This window comes from Shouchella oshimensis (assembly GCF_002019765.1).
Lineage (GTDB): Bacteria > Bacillota > Bacilli > Bacillales > Bacillaceae_D > Shouchella > Shouchella oshimensis.
In genome coordinates, this window is sequence record NZ_KV917380.1 from 1,259,858 (window position 1) to 1,283,165 (window position 23,308).

21 protein-coding genes, 1 pseudogene, 1 riboswitch and 1 other annotated feature are annotated in these 23,308 nt (G+C 40.4%); of the genes and pseudogenes, 14 read left to right on the forward strand and 8 right to left on the reverse strand.

Annotated elements, in window-relative coordinates; translation table 11 throughout:
* Nucleotides 1-238, forward strand: a pseudogene (locus tag BK583_RS21055) (IS110 family RNA-guided transposase); the annotation flags it as partial.
* A 406-nt stretch (nucleotides 239-644) separates the two neighbouring features.
* Here the strand turns inward: BK583_RS21055 and pckA are convergent.
* Nucleotides 645-2,225, reverse strand: coding sequence for a phosphoenolpyruvate carboxykinase (ATP) (gene pckA / locus BK583_RS06265; protein ID WP_038482105.1), 1,581 nt, complete (start codon nucleotides 2,223-2,225; stop codon nucleotides 645-647).
* A 352-nt stretch (nucleotides 2,226-2,577) separates the two neighbouring features.
* Nucleotides 2,578-2,683, forward strand: a riboswitch (SAM riboswitch).
* 229 nt (nucleotides 2,684-2,912) lie between these two features.
* Here pckA and metK point away from each other — a divergent pair.
* The gene (gene metK, locus BK583_RS06270) at nucleotides 2,913-4,112 is read left to right on the forward strand and encodes a methionine adenosyltransferase (protein ID WP_055736184.1); all 1,200 of its coding nucleotides are present in this window, start codon (nucleotides 2,913-2,915) and stop codon (nucleotides 4,110-4,112) included.
* Between the two features lie 69 nt (nucleotides 4,113-4,181).
* Here metK and BK583_RS06275 read toward each other — a convergent pair whose 3' ends face one another.
* A complete protein-coding gene (locus BK583_RS06275; protein ID WP_055736185.1) occupies nucleotides 4,182-4,694 on the reverse strand; it encodes a gamma carbonic anhydrase in 513 nt (170 codons plus the stop codon).
* Nucleotides 4,695-4,783: 89 nt separating this feature from the next.
* Here BK583_RS06275 and BK583_RS06280 point away from each other — a divergent pair, with 89 nt between their 5' ends.
* Nucleotides 4,784-5,566 carry an alpha/beta hydrolase gene (locus BK583_RS06280; RefSeq protein WP_055736186.1) on the forward strand — a complete coding sequence of 261 codons (783 nt, stop codon included), beginning with the start codon at nucleotides 4,784-4,786 and terminating at the stop codon, nucleotides 5,564-5,566.
* Between the two features lie 52 nt (nucleotides 5,567-5,618).
* The gene (brfA, locus tag BK583_RS06285; RefSeq protein ID WP_038482093.1) at nucleotides 5,619-5,840 is read left to right on the forward strand and encodes a ribosome rescue factor BrfA; all 222 of its coding nucleotides are present in this window, start codon (nucleotides 5,619-5,621) and stop codon (nucleotides 5,838-5,840) included.
* Here the strand turns inward: brfA and BK583_RS06290 are convergent.
* Genes BK583_RS06290 through mnmL form a run of 3 tightly spaced genes read right to left on the reverse strand, consistent with a single transcriptional unit; the run spans nucleotide 5,805 to nucleotide 7,907 of the window.
* Nucleotides 5,805-6,371: a beta-class carbonic anhydrase gene (locus BK583_RS06290; protein ID WP_055736187.1), complete on the reverse strand. Its 567-nt coding sequence runs from the start codon at nucleotides 6,369-6,371 to the stop codon at nucleotides 5,805-5,807. The genes brfA and BK583_RS06290 overlap by 36 nt on opposite strands.
* Before the next feature lie 16 nt (nucleotides 6,372-6,387).
* Nucleotides 6,388-6,960 (reverse strand): tRNA 5-(aminomethyl)-2-thiouridylate-methyltransferase MnmM, encoded by a 573-nt coding sequence (gene mnmM / locus BK583_RS06295; RefSeq protein WP_055736188.1) that lies wholly within the window; start codon nucleotides 6,958-6,960, stop codon nucleotides 6,388-6,390.
* Nucleotides 6,957-7,907: a tRNA modification radical SAM protein MnmL/YtqA gene (mnmL, locus tag BK583_RS06300; RefSeq protein WP_055736189.1), complete on the reverse strand. Its 951-nt coding sequence runs from the start codon at nucleotides 7,905-7,907 to the stop codon at nucleotides 6,957-6,959. Before mnmL ends, mnmM begins: the two co-directional genes overlap by 4 nt.
* Nucleotides 7,908-8,060: 153 nt before the next feature.
* Between mnmL and BK583_RS06305 the strand changes: the two genes are divergently transcribed.
* Nucleotides 8,061-9,260: an MDR family MFS transporter gene (locus tag BK583_RS06305; RefSeq protein ID WP_038482081.1), complete on the forward strand. Its 1,200-nt coding sequence runs from the start codon at nucleotides 8,061-8,063 to the stop codon at nucleotides 9,258-9,260.
* Between the two features lie 73 nt (nucleotides 9,261-9,333).
* Nucleotides 9,334-9,550: a binding site (T-box leader), on the forward strand.
* Nucleotides 9,551-9,603: 53 nt separating this feature from the next.
* Nucleotides 9,604-12,018, forward strand: coding sequence for a leucine--tRNA ligase (leuS, locus tag BK583_RS06310; protein WP_055736190.1), 2,415 nt, complete (start codon nucleotides 9,604-9,606; stop codon nucleotides 12,016-12,018).
* A 35-nt stretch (nucleotides 12,019-12,053) separates the two neighbouring features.
* On the opposite strand, the gene BK583_RS06315 is transcribed toward leuS, so the two are convergent.
* Nucleotides 12,054-13,316, reverse strand: a complete 1,263-nt coding sequence (locus tag BK583_RS06315; RefSeq protein ID WP_055736191.1) for a BaiN/RdsA family NAD(P)/FAD-dependent oxidoreductase — start codon at nucleotides 13,314-13,316, stop codon at nucleotides 12,054-12,056.
* Nucleotides 13,317-13,452: 136 nt separating this feature from the next.
* On the opposite strand from BK583_RS06315, the gene BK583_RS06320 reads away from it, so the two are divergent.
* From BK583_RS06320 to BK583_RS06350, 7 genes are all read left to right on the forward strand, one after another.
* Nucleotides 13,453-14,634, forward strand: coding sequence for a M20 metallopeptidase family protein (locus BK583_RS06320; protein WP_038482072.1), 1,182 nt, complete (start codon nucleotides 13,453-13,455; stop codon nucleotides 14,632-14,634).
* Nucleotides 14,635-14,809: 175 nt separating this feature from the next.
* Entirely contained in the window at nucleotides 14,810-15,211 is a 402-nt protein-coding gene (locus BK583_RS06325) for a secondary thiamine-phosphate synthase enzyme YjbQ (protein WP_078440071.1), read from the forward strand.
* Nucleotides 15,208-16,077 (forward strand): SMP-30/gluconolactonase/LRE family protein, encoded by an 870-nt coding sequence (locus tag BK583_RS06330; RefSeq protein ID WP_055736192.1) that lies wholly within the window; start codon nucleotides 15,208-15,210, stop codon nucleotides 16,075-16,077. Before BK583_RS06325 ends, BK583_RS06330 begins: the two co-directional genes overlap by 4 nt.
* A 153-nt stretch (nucleotides 16,078-16,230) precedes the next feature.
* A complete protein-coding gene (locus BK583_RS06335; RefSeq protein ID WP_055736193.1) occupies nucleotides 16,231-17,844 on the forward strand; it encodes a putative polysaccharide biosynthesis protein in 1,614 nt (537 codons plus the stop codon).
* Nucleotides 17,845-18,022: 178 nt separating this feature from the next.
* Nucleotides 18,023-19,165, forward strand: a complete 1,143-nt coding sequence (gene ftsW / locus BK583_RS06340; RefSeq protein ID WP_055736194.1) for a putative lipid II flippase FtsW — start codon at nucleotides 18,023-18,025, stop codon at nucleotides 19,163-19,165.
* A 20-nt stretch (nucleotides 19,166-19,185) separates the two neighbouring features.
* The gene (gene rodA / locus BK583_RS06345; RefSeq protein WP_055736195.1) at nucleotides 19,186-20,346 is read left to right on the forward strand and encodes a rod shape-determining protein RodA; all 1,161 of its coding nucleotides are present in this window, start codon (nucleotides 19,186-19,188) and stop codon (nucleotides 20,344-20,346) included.
* A 50-nt stretch (nucleotides 20,347-20,396) separates the two neighbouring features.
* Complete coding sequence (locus tag BK583_RS06350) at nucleotides 20,397-21,122, forward strand: pseudouridine synthase (RefSeq protein ID WP_055736196.1); 726 nt, start codon at nucleotides 20,397-20,399, stop codon at nucleotides 21,120-21,122.
* Nucleotides 21,123-21,137: 15 nt separating this feature from the next.
* Here BK583_RS06350 and BK583_RS06355 read toward each other — a convergent pair whose 3' ends face one another.
* The gene (locus BK583_RS06355) at nucleotides 21,138-21,356 is read right to left on the reverse strand and encodes a DeoR family transcriptional regulator (protein WP_038482055.1); all 219 of its coding nucleotides are present in this window, start codon (nucleotides 21,354-21,356) and stop codon (nucleotides 21,138-21,140) included.
* A gap of 334 nt (nucleotides 21,357-21,690) precedes the next feature.
* A complete protein-coding gene (gene cysK / locus BK583_RS06360) occupies nucleotides 21,691-22,626 on the reverse strand; it encodes a cysteine synthase A (RefSeq protein ID WP_055736197.1) in 936 nt (311 codons plus the stop codon).
* A gap of 296 nt (nucleotides 22,627-22,922) precedes the next feature.
* On the opposite strand from cysK, the gene BK583_RS06365 reads away from it, so the two are divergent.
* A complete protein-coding gene (locus BK583_RS06365) occupies nucleotides 22,923-23,225 on the forward strand; it encodes a hypothetical protein (RefSeq protein WP_055736198.1) in 303 nt (100 codons plus the stop codon).
* Nucleotides 23,226-23,308: the final 83 nt, after the last annotated feature.

Sequence of the window (23,308 nt, forward strand, 5' to 3'; positions counted from 1 at the left end):
TGGAAATCCCAAAGGGAGAAAGATTTTATATCTCATCATTCGGAACATGATCCGCCAGCAGAAAGCAGCTCCTAATCATATTGTCGAGTATTATTACAAATTAAAAAAGCAACCTACCCCCAAGAAGGACAAGGTTGCCGTTGTCGCTTGTATGAACAAGCTCATAAAGTGTATGTATTCCATGGCTAGGAATCATACAGAGTACGATTACTCGCACGCGGTCTCAATGGACCAATAACTGTAGTATACCATAGGAACCTTATTTAAAAATAGACAGGGATAAGGTTTATTTCCTATGCCTAGATTTAAAAATAACATCATCAGAATTATTATAAAAACCCTATTGACTAAACGTAGGAACGAGGCTGGGACAAAAGTAGATAGACAGACCAAAATGACGAACATTCCTGAAAATAGGAAGGTTCGTCGTTTGTTTTATATGAAAATGAGCGGAAGGAGAATCCGAAGACTCCTGGGGAATCAGCACGTGTCTGAAGACTCTGGAGTGGTGGTTTTCCACGGAGGAGGCTGAGGCCGTGTCCCCGGAAAGCGAAGGATTCTCCTGTAGTGGTGCTACTCAGCATAGTTTAGACTATTCGTCTTTTCAAATACTACTTTTCGTTATGTCCCAGCCTCTTTATTATTTAATTTGGTACCGTTGGCCCTGCTTGTTGGATACTTGCTTTAGCCGAAGAAAAACGAACGAAATTGTCTGCGAATTTGCTTGCTAAAGCGTTAGCTGTTTTGTCGTATGCAGCTTTGTCGACCCAAGCATTTCGAGGATTTAACAATTCATCTGGGACACCAGGGCAACGAGATGGTAGGCGGAGTCCAAAAATAGGGTCTGTCTCCGTTTCAACTTGGTTAAGTTCTCCTTGAAGTGCCGCTTCAACCATCGCTCTAGTGTAGCGTAGCTTCATTCTGCTCCCTGTACCATAACTTCCTCCAGTCCAGCCAGTGTTTACTAAAAATACGTCAACATCGTTTGCTTCGATTTTTTCTCCAAGCATAGACGCATACGTTTCAGGCTTCCTTGGTAAGAAGGGTGCACCAAAACAAGTAGAGAATGTGGCTTCTGGTTGAGTAATGCCTCTTTCGGTTCCAGCTAATTTACTTGTGTATCCAGACAAAAAGTGATACATAGCTTGCTCTTTTGTTAGTTTACTGATGGGAGGCAATACCCCAAACGCATCGGCAGTTAAAAATATGATTGTAGTCGGACTACCGGCAACACTAGGTTTTAATGCATTCGGTATGGCTTCAATTGGATACGCGGCTCTTGTATTTTCTGTTAAATGTGCGTCATCGTAATTAGGCTTTCCTTCACTTACTGCAACATTTTCGAGTACAGCACCAAACGAAATCGCATTCCAAATTTGTGGTTCTTGCTCCTGTGATAAATGTATGCACTTAGCGTAGCAGCCGCCTTCAATATTGAAGATACCTGCTTCTGTCCACCCGTGCTCATCATCGCCAATAAGTGAACGGTGAGTAGAAGCGGATAACGTTGTTTTACCAGTTCCGGATAAGCCAAAGAAAAGGGCTGTTTCTCCATTTTCATTTGTGTTAGCTGAGCAGTGCATTGGTAGCACATCTTCATCTGGCATTAAATAATTCATTACGGAAAACATCGATTTTTTCATTTCGCCAGCGTATTCGGTTCCACCAATTAAAACAACGCGCTCTTCAAAGGAAATGATAACAAATGCTTCTGAATTAGTGCCATCAATCGTTGGATTTGCCTTAAAAGTAGGTGCGCTTACAATGGTAAACGGCTCTTGATTACTTTTTCCAGGTTGACCTTCACGAATAAAAAGCTGACGTGCAAACAGGTGATGCCAAGCAAATTCATTAACGTATGTGATGGGAAGTTGATAAGCTGGATCTGCACCTACAAATCCATTAGAAGCGTATCGAACATCCTTTTGTTGTAAATAGTATAACACTTTCTCGTAAAGCGCTTTAAATGTGCTTTGAGAGATGGGTTGATTGACTGAACCCCAATCGATTGTCGTACGAACACTCGGCTCATCGACGATGAACTTATCTTTTGGAGAGCGACCCGTATACGTACCCGTTTGAACAGATAGCGCACCAGTGTTTGTCAGTTCACCTTCATGATTCATTAGTGCTCGCTCTACTAAAGCTGGAACAGGTAGCTGATGAATCGTTTTAGGGCTAGAAAGCAACTGTTCTAATTGTTTTGATCCATTTACTATTTTCATAATCGGCTCCTTTTAGGTCAGTGTTCGTGGTATTAGTATAACACATTATATTAATTAATCCATACTAAAGTGAGAGATGTTTTAAAAAAATGATACGTAATTTATTGTCGGCAAGTGTAGTAATGGATTGGCAATAAAAAAAGAAATCTGCTCTACTGCCTTTCCTCTTTTAAAGTCAGGTAAACTATGTTATGCTAATGTCCGAAAACGAACAAAGCGAAGCCTATTAATTGATTTACACTATTCCATTAAACGTCACTTGGTTCTATAACCATGTGCGTTGAACAGGATGGTATGGTGAAGGATGTTTATAGGTAAAGTTATACTGCTTTTTAAAACAGATAACATCACGCTTTTATCAAGAGAAGGTGGAGGGACAGGCCCTTTGAAACCCAGCAACCATCACTTCCGTGAAAAGGTGCTAACCTGCAGAACATCTTTGTTCTGGGAGATAAGAGGCGATCGATAGATAAGTCAGCTCTTTTCTCATGTAGAAAAGAGCTTTTTCTTTTTGTAAACATACGTGCACAATAAGATAAAAACGATACGGATAAGTTGCGATTATGTGTCCGGGGGCATAAGATGCCTTTAGCCTACTTACTAAAATCAGATCTGATTTGTTCGTTTTTAGTTTTTAGAATACTAGATGCTTCCGAGCGAGAGTTCGGAATAAAGGGAGGACTTTAAATGTCTGAAAAAAGAGGAAAGCACTTATTTACATCAGAGTCAGTTACGGAGGGGCACCCAGATAAAATTTGTGACCAAATTTCTGATGCGATCCTTGATGAAATCTTAAAGAGAGATCCGAATGCGCGTGTTGCGTGTGAGACATCAGTAACAACGGGCATGGTTCTTGTTGCAGGAGAAATTACAACGAGCACTTACGTTGATATTCCAAGTGTAGTGCGCGAAACGATTAAAGGGATTGGCTATACGCGTGCAAAGTATGGTTTTGATGCAGAGACTTGTGCGGTTATTACGTCAATTGATGAACAATCTGCAGATATTGCTCAAGGTGTGGATCAAGCGTTAGAAGCACGAGAAGGGCAAATGACAGATGAAGAAATTGAAGCTATTGGTGCAGGAGACCAAGGGTTAATGTTCGGTTTTGCGTCAAACGAGACGAAGGAGCTTATGCCGCTTCCAATTTCACTCAGCCATAAATTAGCATTTCGTTTAAGTGAAGTACGTAAAAACGAAACCTTAGATTATTTACGACCAGATGGTAAAACACAAGTAACGGTTGAATATGATGAAAATGATAAAGCGGTTCGTGTAGATACAATTGTTATTTCTACACAGCACGCACCAGAAATAACATTGGAACAAATTCAAGCAGATATTAAAGAGCACGTTATTAAAGCTGTTGTTCCTGCTGAATTAATGGATGAGAAAACGAAATTCTTTATTAATCCAACAGGGCGATTCGTTATTGGTGGACCTCAAGGGGACGCTGGCTTAACAGGAAGAAAAATTATAGTTGATACTTATGGCGGTTTTGCTCGTCATGGTGGTGGTGCGTTCTCAGGTAAAGACGCAACAAAAGTCGATCGTTCAGGCGCTTATGCTGCTCGTTATGTGGCAAAAAACCTTGTTGCTGCAGGCCTTGCAGAATCTTGTGAAGTACAGCTTGCATATGCAATTGGTGTAGCACAGCCAGTTTCGATTTCCATTAATACATTTGGCACTGGTAAAGCTGATGAAGAAACCCTTGTATCACTTGTAAGAAAACATTTTGATTTGCGTCCAGCTGGCATTATTAAAATGCTTGATCTGCGCCGTCCAATTTACAAGCAAACAGCTGCTTATGGTCACTTTGGCCGTGAAGACGTGCAACTTCCGTGGGAAAGAACAGATAAAGCAGAAGTACTAAAAGCAGAAGCCTAAAACCAAAAAAACCAGCTCCTCAACCATCATTGAGGAGCTGGTTTTTTAAGTTGTATGTAAGGATGAATGTTAATGATCGACTTGTTTATAATATTGACCTTTTTCTACATATTCGGTGCGAATTCGTTCCATATCTTTTCGATCCGCTTCAGTTAGCTCTCGTACGACTTTTGCCGGTCTCCCTAATGCAAGGGTGTTTTGGGGGATGGTTTTTCCTGGTGGAACTAAACTCCCAGCACCAATAAACGCACCTTCACCAATTTCTGCGCCATCAAGAACAATAGACCCCATGCCTATGAGCGCACGTTTACGAACAATCGCACTATGGAGTGTCACTTGATGACCAATGGTTACATCATCTTCAATAAGAAGCGTTCGATTGGGGCTCTGATGAAGCATGGATTGATCTTGAATGTTTACACGTTTTCCAATGCGAGTGGGTGCCACATCGCCACGGATAACGGAATGAAACCAAATGCTTGAATACGCACCAATTTCAACGTCTCCGGTAATTACCGCATTACTTGCCACATAAACCGTTGAATCAATAAGCGGTTTTTTAGTGTGATATGGTAAAATCATCGAAACCTGTCCTTTCCTAAAAGGGATAAAATCAGCTATACTAATTTTATCGTACGTAAGACAGAATAGCTAGATAAGGAGGAAATGTCGTGCGTTATTTTGAAGTGCCAGAACCCCGAGGAGTAGCTGTCATTGTCCATGGTGCAGGTGAGCATAGTGGGCGCTATCATTGGTTAATTGAAAAATGGAACTTACACGGCTTTGACTGCTTAATTGGTGATTTACCAGGTCAAGGAGAATCAAGAGGAAAACGAGGGCATATTGATTCATTTAAACAATACATAAAAACAGTTGATCGTTGGTTAAAGCAAGCACGTTCGAAACAATTGCCGATTGTCCTTTTTGGTCACAGTATGGGTGGATTAATTGCCATTCGCACGTTAATTGAAAGGGATAATTCATTTATTGAGGCCGTTGTGTTGTCTGCGCCATGCTTACAGTTACATATGCCTGTCTCTCCACAAAAAAAGGCAGCTGCGAAAGTATTGAACCATGTGGCACCAACGTTTAGTATGCAATCAGGTTTAAAACCAGAGCTTACGACTCGCAGTGAGATCGTTCGTGAGGAATATGCCAAAGATCCTTTACGTGTTACAAAAGTATCGGCGCGTTGGTATCATGAACTATCAAAAGCGATGCTCCAAACGAGACGTTATCCGGAAAAGGTGCCGAATATTCCTATCTTATTATTGGTTGCAGGTGATGATCAGGTTGTTGATAGTAGTGCCGCTTTCACGTGGTTTAATCACCTAGATGTTAGTCATAAAATGGTAAAAGAATGGAATGGTCTCTATCACGAGCTTTACAACGAGCCGGAAAAAGAAGAGGTTTTTCGCTATACGATTGGATTTGTAAACATGCTTATTCGATGACTTTCTTCCTCTTCTCTCCTTTGTTATAATGAAGGTAGAGGAGTGATACACTGTGAGTAAATCAAAAGCAAAAAAGCAGCGAGAAAAACGCATACGTGAGGGGAAGCGTAATCCAGCACTCAATCGAGGCGTTTATGCAATGACTGATTTAGCGACGAGAAAAACAAAAACAAAACAAGAATATATGGAGCAACAAAGACAAAAAACTCGTCGCTTTGATGAAAGCGACGAGTTTTTTTTAGTTTGGACGAAGGTCTCGCTGCACAACGTCTAATTTACCAGTTTCTGGACTGATAACAAGTCCGTGAACACTGACATCCTTCGGTAATAATGGATGGTTCACAATTAAATCCACACTATGTTTTACGCTATCTGTCACGTCTTCAAATCCTGTTAAAAATGTGTCAATGTCCACACCTGCATAGCGCAAGGAATCAATATGATCCATTTTTATACCACGATCTTTTGCTTTTTGAAGTACGCCTTCTGAAGAAAGGCCTGTCATACCACAACCATAATGCCCGATTACATAAACTTCTTCTGCACCTAACTCATAAATGGCAACAAGAATACTCCGCATAATACTTCCAAATGGATGAGAAATAACGGCACCGGCATTTTTTACGATTTTTGCATCGCCGTTACGTAAATCCATTGCAGAATGAAGAAGTTCGGTAAGTCTTGTATCCATACACGTAAGAATGACAATCTTCTTTTGAGGAAATTTGCCAACAGAAAATTGTTCATACTGCTTATTTTCTACAAAGGATTGATTAAATGCAAGAATGGTATCTAGTTTACTCATGATTAAATGCTCCTTTTTATTTTCGTTTTTCTATAACAACCACAAAAGGTGGATTGTTGCGTTGGTTTATGAATTGATACATTGCGACATGCGCTTCTTCTTGAGGGAATGAACGTGTAAAATCTAATACTGCATCCTTTTCTACTTTGCCTTCAGGGTGCCCATAATAAATAACAAGAACAATGCGGCCTTCGTTTGTAAGCTGGCAATAGATTTGCTTAATCGCTTCGATGGTTGTATCTCCTTTAGTGGTGATACGTTTGTCCCCCTTAGGCAAGTAGCCTAAATTAAAGACAGCCGCTTTTATGGCGGTAGATTTAAATGCAGACACGTGACGAAGTTGCTCATGACCGATTTGATGAAGTTCAACTCTTTCAACCATGTTCGCTTGGGATAATCGTTCAGCTGTTGCTTGAATCGCATCTGCTTGTATGTCACAGCTGATGACCATGCCTGTGTCTCCTACAAGTGTAGCGAGAAAAAGCGTGTCATGGCCATTCCCAGCAGTCGCGTCAACGACCGTATCTCCAGGTTGTACGACTTCTTGTAAAAGTGTACGTGCAAACGGTAAGACCCCTTTTAATTTCATGGTGAAACTCCTTCATAATGCTTTCCTTGCCAACTAGAACGCTTTTGAAACTCTGCTTCAATACCGTTTAAAACAGACCATTTATTCGTGCTCCACATAGGACCTATAAGAATATCTGCAGGTCCATCACCTGTTAACCGGTGGATCATCATTGTTGGCGGGAGTACTTCAAGTTGATCCACAACAATCTTTGTATAGCGTTCTTGATCTAATAGTTCAACATAACCCTTTTCAAATTGTTTGACCATCGGTGTTTTTTTGAGAAGATGAAGCAGATGAATTTTAATTCCTTGTACATCGAGTTTAGCTACTTCTTTCGCTGTTTCTAGCATCATGTTCTCTGTTTCAAGAGGTAAACCATTAATAATATGAGCACAAACACGAATGCCATGTGCTCGAAGTTTGGCCACTCCTTCTTTATAGCAGTCATAATCATGAGCGCGATTAATCAGGTTTGCCGTTCTTTCGTGTACGGTTTGAAGCCCTAATTCAACCCATAAGTAGGTGCGTTCATTTAGCTCAGCTAAATAGTTAACGACTTCATCTGGTAAGCAGTCCGGTCTAGTCGCAATGGATAATCCTACGACTCCTTCTTGCTCGAGAATCGTTTCAAAGTACGAACGGAGCGTTTCCACAGGGGCGTATGTATTGGAATAGGCTTGAAAATAGCCAATGTATTTGTCTGTTTTCCATTTTCGTTCCATTTTCTCTTTTTGAGAGTGAAATTGCGTCACTAAATCATCTTTTCGATCACCAGCAAAATCGCCGGACCCTCGCTGACTACAAAACGTACAGCCTCCATAAGCAACTTGTCCATCACGATTTGGACAATCAAAACCAGCATCAAGAGATATCTTCATCACTTTTGAGCCAAAATGATCTTTCAAATGATCATTCCACGTAGAATAAGGTTTTGCGTTTTGGTTATTGTGTAACCTATTGAACATGTTAACCACCATTGCCTTTTAAAGAATAAGATTAGTGTATCATCTCTTTCATTAGAAGTCTTCTTCTTCTTCTTACAGAGTAAATGCTATTGCTAATTATGCAGATTTCTTCTAAACTAATGAGGGTTTTTTAACGGTAAAGGAGGCAGGTTTATGCCTAAATCCATATGGATTTTAATTATTGCAACGGCAATTAATATTACAGGTGCATCTTTTTTATGGCCTTTAAACGCTATTATTATGACGCAAGTGCTCGGACAAACCTTAACGGCATCGGGTATTGTTTTAATGATTAATGCTGGTGCCGGGGTGTTAGGCAGTTTAATCGGTGGAAGACTTTTCGATAAATTAGGTGCATATCGAACGATTTTAATAGGGGCTTCGACGTCCGCAAGTGCTTCTGTTTTACTAGCGTTCTTTTTTGAAACGTATACGCTATATGGCTTATTTTTAGCGTGTATGGGATTTGGTTCTGGAATGATGGCGCCTGCTATGTATGCATTAGCAGGAAGTTTATGGCCTGACGGAGGTAGAAGACCGTTTAACGCCATCTATGTGGCACAGAATGTTGGCGTCTCCATAGGGACAGCTTTAATTGGAATTGTTACACTTGTTCGTTTAACAGACGTGTTTATTGCTAATGCGGCAGTGCATGTCTTTATGCTTGGATTTATTGTCTATTTCTTTCGGCATTGGAGTGGACAGCTTGGTCGCACCGCTGACTCTAGTCTCTCTATTTCTCCTAAAATTCCATTTAAACAACAATACCGTCTTCATGCACTCATTATTATCTGTGGAGCATTCTTTATTTCTTGGCTAGGGTATACACAGTGGCAAGCCAACGTGTCGGTTCACATTCAAGATTTAGGCATTGGACTCCCGCTTTACAGTGTATTGTGGACAATAAATGGCTTACTTATTGTCTTTGCTCAACCTCTTATTGCTTTTATTATTCGACGATTCCATTTAAGTATTAAAGGGCAAATGACAGCAGGCATTATTATCTTTGCCTTATCGTATATTGTGTTAACACAAGCAAGTGTCTTTTCCATGTTCTTAGTGGCGATGTTGATCCTAACGGTTGGGGAAATGTTTGTTTGGCCAGCGGTACCAACCATCGCCAATCAACTTGCTCCGAAGGGGAGAGAAGGATCTTATCAAGGCATTGTCAACAGTATTTCAACAGGTGGAAGAATGATTGGTCCTCTTCTAGGCGGCTTAATCGTTGACTTTTATTCAATTGAGCTTTTATTTTTAATCATTAGTGGACTCTTATTGCTATCGTTACCACTTGTTCGGTTATATGATCGACCTTTACAAAAAGAAGAGAAAGTAGAGCAATCCGCTTCATAATAGGGAAAATAGGTATATGCCTGCTTGACATTGGGCATAACTTTGCATACAATGACGATAATAATCGATAATGATAACACAGTCATAAAGGAGTAGTAGCGAACGCTTGGAAAGAAGAGAACTGACGGTAGGTGCAAGTCAGTCTGATAGCGTAGCGAACTCGCCTTTTAGTGATTAAGAATGAACATAAAGTAGTTCTTAACGGTACACACCGTTATGTGTAAGGTGATTAAGCTAATGGCTTAATAAACTGGGTGGTACCGCGGGATATACGAGCTCTCGTCCCTTTAACAGGGATGGGGGCTTTTTGTGTTTTATCGACTTTGAAAAAGGAGGAAGACAAATGTCATTTTCACATCAACAAATCGAAAAAAAATGGCGAACGTTTTGGCACGACCATAAAACGTTTAAAACAACAGAAGACCCAAATAAACCAAACTTCTATGCACTTGATATGTTTCCATATCCTTCAGGGTCAGGCTTGCACGTTGGTCATCCAGAAGGATACACGGCAACAGATATCTTGGCACGTATGAAAAGAATGCAAGGGTATAACGTTTTACACCCAATGGGATGGGACGCATTTGGTTTGCCAGCAGAGCAATATGCGCTTGATACAGGGAATCACCCAGCGATTTTCACAAAAGAAAACATTGAAACCTTTAAGCGACAAATCCAAGAACTTGGGTTTTCCTATGATTGGGATCGGGAAATTAGCACGACAGACGCAGACTACTATAAATGGACCCAGTGGATCTTTATTAAATTGTATGAAAAAGGCCTCGCTTATGTGGATGAAGTTGCCGTAAACTGGTGCCCTGCTCTTGGGACAGTTCTAGCAAATGAAGAAATTGTTGATGGTGTAAGTGAACGTGGCGGGCACCCAGTCGAGCGACGTCCAATGAAGCAGTGGGTGCTTCGGATTACGGAATATGCCGATCGCTTGCTTGAGGATTTAGAAGAACTTGATTGGCCTGAAAGTTTGAAAGATATGCAGCGTAACTGGATTGGAAAATCAGAAGGTGCAGAAGTAGCGTTTAAGATTAAAGGCGAAGAAGTGCGTGTGTTTACTACGCGACCTGATACACTTTTTGGTGCAACATACATGGTACTTGCACCGGAGCATAAACTTGTTGATCAGATTACAACGGATGAACAAAAGGATGCAGTAGAGGCCTACAAGAAACAAGTCTCATTGAAGAGTGATTTAGAACGTACCGATTTAGCCAAAGAAAAGACAGGTGCATTCACTGGTGCTTTTGCGATTAATCCAGTTAATGGAGAAGAAATTCCTGTATGGATTGCAGACTACGTTCTAATAAGCTATGGTACCGGTGCTGTTATGGCGGTTCCTGGTCACGATGAGCGTGATTATGAATTTGCGGCAACGTTTGATCTACCGATTAAAGAAGTGGTTGCTGGTGGAGACGTGTCGAAAGAAGCGTACACAGGTGATGGAGAACATGTAAACTCTGATTTCTTAAATGGTCTAAATAAAGCCGATGGGATTGCAAAGATGATCGATTGGCTAGAAGAAAAAGGATCAGGTACGAAGAAAATTACGTATCGCTTACGAGATTGGCTTTTTAGCAGACAACGTTATTGGGGTGAACCGATTCCTGTTATCCATTGGGAAGATGGATCAATGTCAACGGTGGATGAAAGTGAGCTACCGCTCATGTTGCCAGAACTTGATGAAATCAAACCATCCGGTACAGGAGAATCGCCGCTTGCCAATGCAACAGAGTGGTTAGAGGTAACTGATCCAAAAACAGGGATGAAAGGTCGTCGTGAGACAAATACGATGCCGCAATGGGCAGGTAGCTGCTGGTATTACTTACGCTATATTGATCCTACTAATGAAGACGTGCTTGTTGATCCAGAGAAAGCAAAGTCGTGGCTGCCAGTTGACATATATATCGGTGGTGTGGAGCATGCAGTCCTTCATCTCCTTTATGCTCGCTTTTGGCATAAATTTCTATATGATATCGGTGTGGTGCCGACGAAAGAGCCATTCCAGAAACTGTTTAATCAAGGCATGATTCTAGGTGACAACAATGAGAAGATGAGTAAATCAAAAGGTAACGTTGTTAATCCTGACGATATTCTTGCCAGTCACGGTGCTGATACCCTTCGTTTGTATGAAATGTTTATGGGACCACTTGATGCGTCGGTTGCTTGGTCAACAAATGGCCTTGATGGATCAAGACGCTTCCTAGAGCGTGTGTGGCGACTAATTGTAAACGAAGAAACAGGCCAGTTAAACGAAAAAGTTCAAGAAGCAGAGGCAACAGATGTGCTTACACGAACGTATCATCAAACAGTGAAGAAGGTAACGGAGGACTTTACGGAAATTCGGTTTAACACAGGCATTTCACAGCTTATGGTATTCGTTAACGAAGCAAACAAACAAGACGTTTTGCCGAAAGAAATGGCAGAAGGATTTGTGAAATTACTGTCACCGATTGCTCCTCATATCGCAGAAGAAATTTGGCAGAAGCTAGGGTATGATGAATCTATCGCTTACGCTGCATGGCCAACGTATGATGAGTCACTTCTAGTTGAAAATGAGATTGAAGTGGTCGTCCAGATTAATGGAAAAGTGAAAGCAAAATTAATTGTCGCGAAGACTGCAACAAAAGATGAACTAGAGGCAGCAGCGAAAGCAGACGCTAAAGTGCAAGAAGCGATCGGAGACAAAACGATTCGTAAAATTATTGCTGTTCCTGGAAAGCTAGTAAACATTGTCGTCGGATAATAAAAAAACAGGATGCCAAATCGGCATCCTGTTTTTTAATCTTTCATTTGGAGCGCAGCCCCAGCACCGGCAGTGTAGCCAGTAGAAAAGGCACACGTAATATTGTATCCACCTGTATAACCATGAATATCAAGAACTTCACCGCAAAAATAAAGCCCTTTTGTTTTGCGTGATTGCATCGTTTTCGGCTCGATTTCTTTAACGCTTACGCCACCACCTGTAACAAATGCTTTTTCAATGGAGAGGGTTCCATTTGCCTTTAACGGAAACGCTGTTAACGTCTGGGCAAGCTTACGCAACGTTTCGTGAGATGTATTGGCACATACTTCGTGCTCGTCAATGTGTAAGTCTTTATAGAGAAATGTCAATAAACGTTCAGGAGCAAATCCTTTTAAAACCGTTTTTAACGCTTTTTTTGGCTCGGCTTTGACTAGTTTCACCAACTGTTGAAAAAGATCTTCATGGGTAGAACCAGGAAATAATTGAATGTGCATTGGAATCCACTGTGCATGAAACTTTTTTAATGCTTTTACAACATATTGGCTACAACGTAAAGCAGCTGGGCCAGAAATACCAAAATGTGTAAAAATCATATCCCCTTCATGGGTTTTTATTTTCTTACCGTTTGGTGCGGTCACCGTTAATTCAATTTCTCGTAGGGACAACCCTTGTAAATCTTTATTGGTAATGAACGGTTGATCAATCGTAATGGGAACTTCCGTAGGGTAAAGCTCAGTGATTGTATGTCCTGCTTTTTTCGCCCATGGGTAGCCGCTCCCATTGCTCCCTGTGTGAGGAACGGACTTTCCACCAGTAGCAATAATGATGGCTTTTGTGGAAATCGTCGTTTCATCTTTTAAAAGAACGACATGCGGTTGTTCATTTCCAAAATGAATGTCTTTTACTTCTGTATTTGTGCGAATGTCCACGTTTAATGCTCGTATTCGATTTAATAATGTATCAACAACCGTTTGTGCCTTATCACTTACAGGAAACATACGGCCACGATCTTCTTCTTTTAATTGAATGCCTAGGTCTTCAAAGAATGTGATAATATTTTCGTTATCAAAAACAGAAAAAGGACTATGCATAAATCGTCCATTACCAGGGATATGTTCAATTAATTGCTTGCGTTCCATTCGGTTCGTGACATTACAACGTCCTCCACCTGATATAGCTAGCTTTCTTCCTAGTTTCGTGCCTTTATCAAGTAAAAGCACCTTCGCCCCATTTTCAGCAGCTGCAACGGCTGCCATTAAGCCGGAAGGTCCTCCACCAATAATTACAACTTCGTACATTTATTTTTCCACCTAACATTTTAACGATCTCTTTCTATTGTACACATTCTACATCAAAACAAAAGCATGAAAATCTTGCAGGAATAAGAAGAAAAATAGCGAACGTTTCTGTTAGTACGAAGAGAGGATGATAAATATGGCGTTAGAAACAGAACAGAAAGTAGAACACATCCACGAGCAAATGGTCATGTGGCGTAGACATCTACACGAGAATCCGGAATTATCGTTCGAAGAAGTAGAAACACCCTTGTACATAGAAAAGCAGTTACGAAAAGTAGGTATTACAGATATAAAGACTGGTGTAGGTGGACGGGGAATTGTTGCGCGTTTGAAAGGAGCCAAACCAGGAAAAACAATTGCGTTTCGCGCTGATTTTGATGCACTTCCTATTGATGAGGAAAACGATGTGCCGTACGCCTCTAAAGTACCTGGAAAGATGCATGCTTGTGGACATGATGGACATACGGCTGCATTACTAGGTTTTGCAGCGATTATGAGCGAGCAAGTGGAACAATTAGCGGGTACCATTGTCCTTATTTTTCAACATGCAGAAGAACTTCCTCCTGGTGGAGCGAAAGAAATGATTGCAGATGGCTGTTTAGACGATGTGGATGTTATCTTTGGTGCGCATGTATCTAGTCACTTACCTCTTGGGAAAGTAAGCTGTACTCCTGGAGCGGTCATGGCAGCAGTAGATAAATTTCGTATACATTTACAAGGAAAAGGTGGGCATGGGGCGCAACCTCATACGACTCTCGATTCTATTGTTGTCGGTAGTCAGCTTGTAAACGATTTGCAGACAATTGTGAGTAGAAGAGTTGATCCAATGGCTCCAGCAGTTGTCACAGTAGGCGTTTTCCAAGCGGGTACAGCTTTTAATGTCATTGCAGATACAGCAACAATTGAAGGAACGGTTCGTACGTTTGATGCCGGGGTTCGCCAAAAGGTTGAAGACGAGCTTCGAGCAATTGTGAAGGGAAAAGAACAAAGTGCTCACGTTACGACAGCTATTGATTATCTAAATGGCTATCCGACACTTGTTAATAGTGAACAGGAAAGCGAACTCGTTCGTAAGCTTGTAACAGATGTTTTAGGAGAAAATAGTGCTATGATGGCTCCACCTATTTTAGGAGGAGAGGATTTTGCGTATTATTTAACAGAAAAGCCAGGTGCTTTCTTTCATGTTGGGGCGCGTACAGAGGAGGCTTACACCCAATTCCCTCATCATCACCCCCGTTTTGATTTTGATGAGCATGCATTAAACCATATTGCATCTTTGTTCTTAGCACTAACAAATCATTATTTAATTGAAAAATAAATAGATCAAGGTGCACCGCTTCCAGACGTTTTTGGGATCATACAAAGTCAGAATAAGTGACTATGGTTGCCAGAATCGTTTCAGGGAAGAGGTGCATTTTTTGTAAATTCCACACACGTAACGGTTATACTTACTTCCAAAAGGGTAGAAGAACAGCAATAGGAGGGGCTAATCATTGAAGACATTTACGATTCAGACGAAAACACACAGTGCTATGATTGATATTACGTCTCATGTTACACAGGTAATTCAAGAGAATGAAATAGAAGAAGGATACGTTATTGTTCAATCCCTTCATACAACTGCAGGGATTACTGTAAATGAAAATGCTGATCCTGATGTGGTGACTGATTTTTTACGACGTCTTGACGAAGTGTACCCATGGGAGCATCAAAAAGACCTACATATGGAAGGTAATACAGCGGCGCACTTAAAAACGTCAACAGTGGGTTCTTCTCAAACCATACTCGTATCAGGCGGTAAACTTGTGTTAGGAACGTGGCAAGGGATTTATTTCTGCGAGTTCGATGGGCCAAGGCGCAATCGATCATTTGTTGTGAAAGGAGTTCAAGCATGAAAACCAATGAAGCGAAACGAGTATGGAGCGGCAAAGCGCTTTTAGGAGAAGGTCCTTTTTGGGATGAACAAGAGCAGCGATTATTATGGGTTGATATTGAAGGCTATAAATTACATGCCTATGACACTAAACAAGACACTACTGAAACATTGCCTTTTGCCCAGCATGTCACTGCTGTTGTAAAAAAAGAGCAGGGTGGCTTATTACTGGCGATGAGGGATGGGCTTTACAGTTACTATCGAGATCGCCTGACTCTTCATATGAGGCTGAATGAAGAAGCCGTTCGGTTTAACGATGCAAAATGTGACCCAAGTGGGCGTCTTTGGGCGGGGACAATGGCATTTGATGGACAGTCTACAATCGGGAAATTAGTTGTTTTCGATGAGAATGAAGCGATTGAAGAAAAACGTTCTGACTTAACGATTTCTAATGGGATGGCTTGGGATGAGCAAAAGCATTTATTCTATCATAATGAAACGGTGACGAGTGAGACGGCTATTTTTAGCTACGACCCAGACGATACGAGAACGATAACAAGAGTTGGCTCTGTACCGATTGATTACCAAGAATACGGTGGGGCGCCAGATGGGATGACCATTGATAATGAAGGGAAGCTATGGATTGCCTTGTGGGGAGCAGGTGCTGTAATTCGAGTTGATCCTGAAACAGGGTACGTATCAGAAAGAATTACTGTCCCTGCTTCAAATACGACCTCCTGTGTGTTTGGCGGTGCAGACTACAAAACCCTCTTTATCACAACCGCTTCAAAAGATGGAGAAGAGAAAAGTGGAGGTTTGTTTTGTGCAAAACTAGACTGTAAAGGAACGGCATCCATTTCTTATAAAGGGCAAAGGAATGGTTTATAATGGAACTATTTACTCGTTTATTCACATGGAATAAGCGAGTTTTTCATGCCTTAAAAGTGAATTCTTTTTGTCGGATTGGATAGTTAAGGCAATCCATGACAAACTATGCTAAAATGCGAAAGAAGTCTTTTTTTTGCTTGAACGGGGGAAGTCATGGCTGGGTCAAAATTAATGCAAGGAACAAAGGCACTAACCCTTGCAACACTCATTTCTAAAATTATAGGATTTCTTTATATTATTCCCTTTTTCCCGTTAGTAGGCGAACAAGGGGTTGCTCTTTATCAAGCTGGCTATATGCCTTATGGGATTATGATTGCACTTGCGACAATGGGCGTACCAGTCGCTTTATCAAAATTTGTATCAAAATATCACGCATTAGGAGATTACGATACCGCCCATCGTTTGTTTAAATCGGGCATTCCACTTATGCTCTTTATGGGCTTTCTTTCATTTTGGGTTTTATTTTTAGGAGCTCCTTTATTAGCGACAATAGTTTATACAGCAAATGCTGGGGATCAGTATGGATTTGATGATGTAGTGTTCGTCATTCGCATGGTCAGCTTTGCATTACTTGTCATTCCTGTTATGTCTTTGATTAGAGGGTATATGCAAGGATTTCAACAGATGGTGCCAACATCTGTCTCCCAAGTAATCGAACAGATTATTCGAATTGTGTTTATTTTAGCTGCCGCCTTTGTCATTATGAATCTGGGAAGCGGTAATATGCCTCTAGCAATTGGTTTTGCTACATTAGGTGCACTGGTAGGCGCTTTTGGTGGATTAGCTGTATTAATCTATTACTATCGAATGCAACGAATGTATATTTTAAAAAAAGTTTCGGAAACAAAGCAACCAGCCGAGACCCGTCAACCGTTGCCGAAAATGTATAAAGAGCTTATTTCTTATGCTCTTCCACTATCCTTTGTTGGCTTATCGATCCCACTTTTTCAAATGATCGATGTGTACACGATTGATGGGGCAATGGCCGCAGCGGGATTAGGACACTTAGGGAAGCCCTTTATTGGAGTGCTAACTGGTATGGCGCATAAGATTGTACTTATCCCAATGGCACTTGCCACAGCGTTATCAATTACGCTCGTACCTATAATAACAAGAGCTTATGTTTCTGGTGATCATACGATCCTACAAACCTATATTACCCAAACGTATCAAGTGATTTTATTTATTACCATTCCAGCATCATTTGGGATGTTTGTGTTAGCTGAGCCGATTTACTATTTCTTATTTGGTGCAAACGAAAGCTTCGTACTTGGTGTGGAAACGTTGCGCTATTATGCACCTGTTACCATTTTATTTGCGATTTATGCAGTGACGGGCTCTATCTTACAAGGAATGAATCGCCAAAAAAATGCTGTGTTAAGCCTTGTAATTGGCTTGCTTTTAAAATTAGGATTAACCTATGTCTTTATTTTATGGTTTGGTGCGTATGGTGCTATTTGGACAACCTACATCGGATTTGGTGTAGCCTTAGCCCTTAATATTTATGCCATCGGAAGGCATGCGAACTTTGATTATACGATTATTTTTAGAAGGACGATTCTTATTACGATTTTTACAGGAATGATGATGATGGCAGTAGGATTAATTTGGGGAGGCATGAAGGTTTGGCTTGGAGATGTTAGTCGAATAGGGGTAGCAGTACCGTTGTTTATTAGCGTTGGCGCAGGTGTCGTGGTTTACTTTTATTTAAGCATTCGCTCTCACTTAGCAGGGAAGGTATTAGGTGAGCGATTTAAGATAAGGTAGAGACGCTGTATAGGTGTCTCTCTTTTTTCTCACAGCTTTCCCATAATGTAGATGATTTTCGACATTTGTTTCATCGTTAAGCCTCTTTTTCCTGCGGACAAGCTTTGGTATAATGAAGCCAGTTTGAAGAGAGAGTAAGGAGACTTGATCGTACGTAACAAGTCAATTAGGAGGACGAATGAATTATTCCTTTCGTAAAGACAATGATTGGCTTTTAATTGGTGCAACGATTATTTTATCACTATTTGGATTACTGATGGTATATAGCGCGAGTTATGTTGAGGGGTATTTACGCTTCGAAAACCCCTACTACTATGTCATTAGGCAAGGAATGTGGCTAGGTTTATCATCGGTAGCATTCATTGTGCTGATGCATTTTCAGTACCGGCATTTTCAGAAGATCACACCGTTGATTATTTTTATGTCCATTGTGTTATTAATCCTTGTTAAGCTCATAGGACTGGGAGAAGATGTTGGTTCTAGTCGTTGGATTCGAATTGGTCCAGTCGGATTACAGCCATCTGAGTTTGTAAAATTAGGTTTGATTATTTACTTAGCGCATGTGTATTCACGAAAACAAGCCTATATTGATGATTTTGTGAATGGTGTCATGCCACCGTTAATTATTGTCGGTGTCATGTTTGGTTTGATTATGTTACAGCCAGACCTCGGTACAGCTACATCAATTATGCTGACAGCCATATTGTTAGTTGTCATTTCAGGTGCGAAATGGCGCCATCTGATCGGTTTAGTCATGGTAGGTGGGCTGGTTTTTGCAGCTTTAGCTATATTTGAACCATATCGTTTAAGGCGTTTAGTTTCATTTGCAGATCCTTTTGCAAATCCAGATGGAGATGGATTTCAGCTTATTCACGGGTACTTAGCGATTTCAAATGGTGGTTTTACAGGTCTGGGGTTAGGTGAGAGCATGCAGAAGTTACGAAACCTTCCAGAAGGCCATACGGATTTTATTTTAACGATTATATCTGAGGAATTAGGCTTTCTTGGCATTGCCATTGTATTTCTGTGCTATGGCATCATTCTATTTCGTGGTGTCTCAATTGGAACCAAATGTAAAAATCCTTTTGGGAGTTTGTTAGCATTTGGGATTGTCTTTTCCCTAGCCATCCAAATTATTTTTAACGTTGGTGCTGTTTCAGGGATGTTGCCTATTACAGGTGTTACACTTCCGCTTGTTTCTTATGGTGGAACTTCCTTGCTCGTGACATTAATGAGTGTTGCCATTCTGGCTAATATTCATCAAAACAACGAACGGCAAAAACGAAAGCAAATGGATGAAGGAGAATCACTAAGTGCTTAATTGGAGTTTGGAGGCTTAAGATGGAACGAAAACAACATGGGTTGGATTATACGCTTTTGTTCCTTGTTTTTTTGTTAATGTGTATTAGCCTACTCGCTATTTATAGTGGTGCAGGTCAGTATTTTAATGAAGACCCAACGTATTTTGTCGTGAGACAAGTCATATGGTATGGAATTGGGGCCATTATTATCGCAGGTGTGATGTTGGTTGACTTTGATCATTTTAAATTTTTGACAATCCCTTTTTACGGGTTTGGGATGATTATGCTATTAGCAGTCGAATTTTTTGGAACTGAGCGAAATGGAGCGCAACGCTGGATCTTTGGCATTCAGCCGTCTGAGTTTATGAAGATCTTTCTCATTCTTGCTTTGGCTCATTTACTTTATCGGTTAACGAGTGAACGTAACGATTTTAGTGTGAAGGCAGATTTAATTCTTCTCGGTAAAGTGCTAGCAGTTGGTTTGCCACCATTTTTACTCATTCTTAAGCAACCTGACTTAGGAACTGCTCTAGTTATAGCTGCGGTTATTGCAACGATGGTTTTAATGTCAGGCATTCGTTGGAGGATTCTTTTTACTCTTGCTGGCCTAGGGGTGGGCTTTCTTGCAGTAATGGTGTATTTACATCAAGCACATTTTGAATTTTTTAGTGAATATTTAATTGAACCCCATCAATTAGCGAGGATTTACGGTTGGCTTATGCCAGACGATGATACAAGCGGAATTGGCTATCAATTAAACCAAGCGATTCTAGGAATTGGTTCTGGGCAGTTGTTTGGAAGTGGATTTATGGAAGGACTTCAAACCCAAAGTGATGTTATCCCTGAAATTCATACTGATTTCATTTTTACGGTAATTGGAGAAGAGTTTGGCTTTTTAGGAGCTATGGTTTTACTTATCGTGTATTTCTTGCTTTTTTACCGTATGATCATGATTGCGCTAACTTGCAATAATTTGTTTGGAACGTATCTTGTTTCAGGTGTGATTGGCTTACTTGTCTTCCAAGTGTTTCAAAACATTGCGATGACCATTGGTTTAATGCCTATTACTGGATTAGCACTGCCGTTTATTAGTTATGGTGGTAGTGCCTTATTAACCAATATGTTAGCGGTAGGGATTGTACTGAACGTCCATTACCGAACGAGAGAATATATGTTTAAAAGTAAAGAAGCGTATAGCTGAAGATAGGGGAACCTCCTTCAGCTATTTTTCATGAAGAAAGGGGTGTACGCATGCGAATTGATAAACTGTTGGCGAATGCAGGTTTTGGCTCAAGAGCAGAAGTGAAGAAGCTTTTAAAGCAAGGCATTGTAACTGTTAATGAAGTGAAAGTAAAAGATCCAAAAACACAGGTTAATGGTGAACGTGATCTCATACAAGTAAAAGGTGTTGAGGTTCACTACCGAGAGTTTATATATATCATGTTAAACAAACCAAAAGATGTGATATCCGCAACTGAAGATCGAATCCATCAAACGGTTATAGATTTAGTAGCACACGAGTATGGTCACTATGAGCTTTTCCCCATCGGGCGTCTAGATCTTGATACAGAAGGGCTGTTGTTGCTTACAAACGATGGACAGTATTCACATCAATTAATGGCTCCAAAAAAACATGTTGGTAAACTGTATCAGGCAGAAGTAAGAGGTTGTGTAACTGAAGAAGATGTAGAGGCTTTTCATAATGGGCTAGAGCTTAAAGACGGCTATAAGACAAAACCAGCACATTTAGAGATTTTAAAAGCAGGTGACCATTCCCTCGTTCAAGTAGAGGTGTCAGAAGGGAAGTATCATCAAGTAAAGCGTATGTTCGAAGCAGTAGGGAAACAAGTAATGAAACTTGAACGATTGCGTATTGGAGAACTGTGGTTGGACGAAGGACTTTCTCGTGGTAAATACCGAGAGATGTCCATAGAAGAACGTGAATTAGCGCTGAGAAACCAAAAAAAAGACCATTAAGGATGGTCTTTTTTATTATGAAACCTTTGTTTTTTTGCTCGTTGCTTTCCACTTACCTCGTGCTGAGCTAACGACAAGATTATTATATTCAAGTACATTTAAGTCTCGCTGCACGGTTCGTTGAGTGATGCCGAACTCTTCAACTAATTCATTCGTCGTGACAGTTCCCTTCTGTTTGATGTACAGGTAGATGGACTTAATTCGAGTCAGCATACGATCAGTTGAAGTTTGCAAAAAACCACTCCTTCTTTATACATGAATTCAAATCCCTATACCCAATCCTATGCAAGTTGAAAACCATTTAGTAAAAAGTGTCGTCAAAAATTGCTAGGTAAGGTGAGGTGATGGTCTTGATTTTCGTGCATCGACTATATAAAAACGTACTCTTTATATAGACACTTATAGTTTACACCAAAACAATAAAAAGCGCAAAGAAGAAATCATGTAAATTGTTGGATAGAATCTTGGAAAGTAAGCAAAAAGTAATGTTAAAGCCGAACGATTATACTTTTACGGGTTCAATTGTAAAGATTATGTAAGGGAATGAAGAAAATGCATTCCCTGTGTATTAGTCTTCAAACTGAAATAAGTCTGTTGATAAATAGCGTTCTCCTGTGTCACAGGCAATGGCAACAACGTGCTGGTCTGTGCTCATTGTCTTCGCTAATTCTAATGCCGCAAAACAGGCTGCTCCAGACGAAGGACCAACAAGGATCCCTTCTAATCGTGCAAGATCTCTTGTCGTCTTATAGGCATTTTCATCGTCTATTCGTCTGATCTTGTCATAAACCGTTTGGTTTAAGATTGGAGGGATAAAGCCTGGGCTCGTACCAACAAGTTTGTGAGGACCTGGTTTACCACCAGATAAGACAGGTGAACCCGCTGGCTCAACAACATGAATAATGGCTTCCGGATACAATTCCTTTAAGGATTCCCCGGTTCCAGTAATGGTTCCTCCCGTCCCTGATGCAGCAACAAAGCCATCTAGATGAGCACCAATAGAATCTAAGCTTTTTTTAATTTCAAATGCTGTTGTTTTTCGATGTGCGTCAGGATTTGCTTCATTTTCAAATTGCATGGGCATATAGGCTCCAGGAATTTCATTGACTAATTGTTTTGCTTTATCTATGGCGCCTGGCATTTTTTTGTCGCCTTCTGTTAAGACAACTTCTGCTCCGTATGCTTTTAATAAATTGATACGCTCTTGACTCATTGTATCAGGCATCACCAATATAGCTCTGTAGCCACGAGCGGCAGCATTCATTGCAAGACCAATTCCAGTATTACCAGATGTTGGTTCAATGATGGTGGAACCTTTTTTTAAGAATCCATCTTTCTCAGCTTGTGCAATCATGGAATAAGCAGCACGATCTTTTACACTGCCACTTGGGTTAAACATCTCTAATTTTAAATAGACGGCTGCACCATTTGGATCTCCTAGTTTGTTTAAACGAATTAATGGTGTTTCGCCAATTAATTCAGCAACGTTATTTACAACTTTCATGTTTTCACCTCATTGTAATGTCTTTCTCTACGCTTCACATTATAAAGGGAATGATTGCGACATGCGAACAAAAATGATTATTTACTCTGCTTATAGTTTCCCTTTGTATAGGACAATTATCATTAAATCATAATAGATATTTGGAAAATTTAATGGTAAACAGCATTGAAACAACCCGTCGAAGGGGCTATAATAAAAAGGTCGTGTTAAAAATTATGTCCGTAATACGTTAAAAACATTATTGTATATAGACCGTTAAATTGCTTAAGGCTGTTCAGGAATAAAGGAGGTATTTGATGCGTCAGAGCAGCTTCATGTCTACCTATGATTTACGTGTAAGAAAAGTATATAATTGGCTTGGTTCAACTGAGCTTATGATAGAGCTATATGGATTGGAAGAATGTGTTGGATTTGGTGATACATTTTTAGAAGCGAAAAAAAACCTTTCTGAGAGTATACAACGATGGGAGCAAACATTTGGATTGGATCGTTTGCCAGCCCCTAATAATCGACCACAACTGATTTTCATCGATGCTCCGATGGAAAAAGCGGAATTTACTTTTATCAATCATGAATTACTTGCTTTAGAACAAGGTTAACGCGTTAAACAGCGCTCTCTATTAACGAGAGCGTTTTTCATTTGGTTAAAGGGGGGAATAGTAAGGACAATGAACAAAAAGGA

Bases quoted from the DNA above. Each gene is read 5' to 3' on its own strand.
- BK583_RS06350 (WP_055736196.1), top strand. From the start codon at position 20,397: ATGCGAATTGATAAACTGTTGGCGAATGCAGGTTTTGGCTCAAGAGCA.
- leuS (WP_055736190.1), top strand. From the start codon at position 9,604: ATGTCATTTTCACATCAACAAATCGAAAAAAAATGGCGAACGTTTTGG.
- cysK (WP_055736197.1), bottom strand. From the start codon at position 22,626: ATGAAAGTTGTAAATAACGTTGCTGAATTAATTGGCGAAACACCATTA.
- BK583_RS06365 (WP_055736198.1), top strand. From the start codon at position 22,923: ATGCGTCAGAGCAGCTTCATGTCTACCTATGATTTACGTGTAAGAAAA.
- BK583_RS06290 (WP_055736187.1), bottom strand. From the start codon at position 6,371: ATGAGTAAACTAGATACCATTCTTGCATTTAATCAATCCTTTGTAGAA.
- pckA (WP_038482105.1), bottom strand. From the start codon at position 2,225: ATGAAAATAGTAAATGGATCAAAACAATTAGAACAGTTGCTTTCTAGC.
- mnmM (WP_055736188.1), bottom strand. From the start codon at position 6,960: ATGAAATTAAAAGGGGTCTTACCGTTTGCACGTACACTTTTACAAGAA.
- rodA (WP_055736195.1), top strand. From the start codon at position 19,186: ATGGAACGAAAACAACATGGGTTGGATTATACGCTTTTGTTCCTTGTT.
- BK583_RS06275 (WP_055736185.1), bottom strand. From the start codon at position 4,694: ATGATTTTACCATATCACACTAAAAAACCGCTTATTGATTCAACGGTT.
- metK (WP_055736184.1), top strand. From the start codon at position 2,913: ATGTCTGAAAAAAGAGGAAAGCACTTATTTACATCAGAGTCAGTTACG.
- BK583_RS06305 (WP_038482081.1), top strand. From the start codon at position 8,061: ATGCCTAAATCCATATGGATTTTAATTATTGCAACGGCAATTAATATT.
- BK583_RS06330 (WP_055736192.1), top strand. From the start codon at position 15,208: ATGAAAACCAATGAAGCGAAACGAGTATGGAGCGGCAAAGCGCTTTTA.
- BK583_RS06315 (WP_055736191.1), bottom strand. From the start codon at position 13,316: ATGTACGAAGTTGTAATTATTGGTGGAGGACCTTCCGGCTTAATGGCA.
- ftsW (WP_055736194.1), top strand. From the start codon at position 18,023: ATGAATTATTCCTTTCGTAAAGACAATGATTGGCTTTTAATTGGTGCA.
- BK583_RS06335 (WP_055736193.1), top strand. From the start codon at position 16,231: ATGGCTGGGTCAAAATTAATGCAAGGAACAAAGGCACTAACCCTTGCA.
- BK583_RS06320 (WP_038482072.1), top strand. From the start codon at position 13,453: ATGGCGTTAGAAACAGAACAGAAAGTAGAACACATCCACGAGCAAATG.
- mnmL (WP_055736189.1), bottom strand. From the start codon at position 7,907: ATGTTCAATAGGTTACACAATAACCAAAACGCAAAACCTTATTCTACG.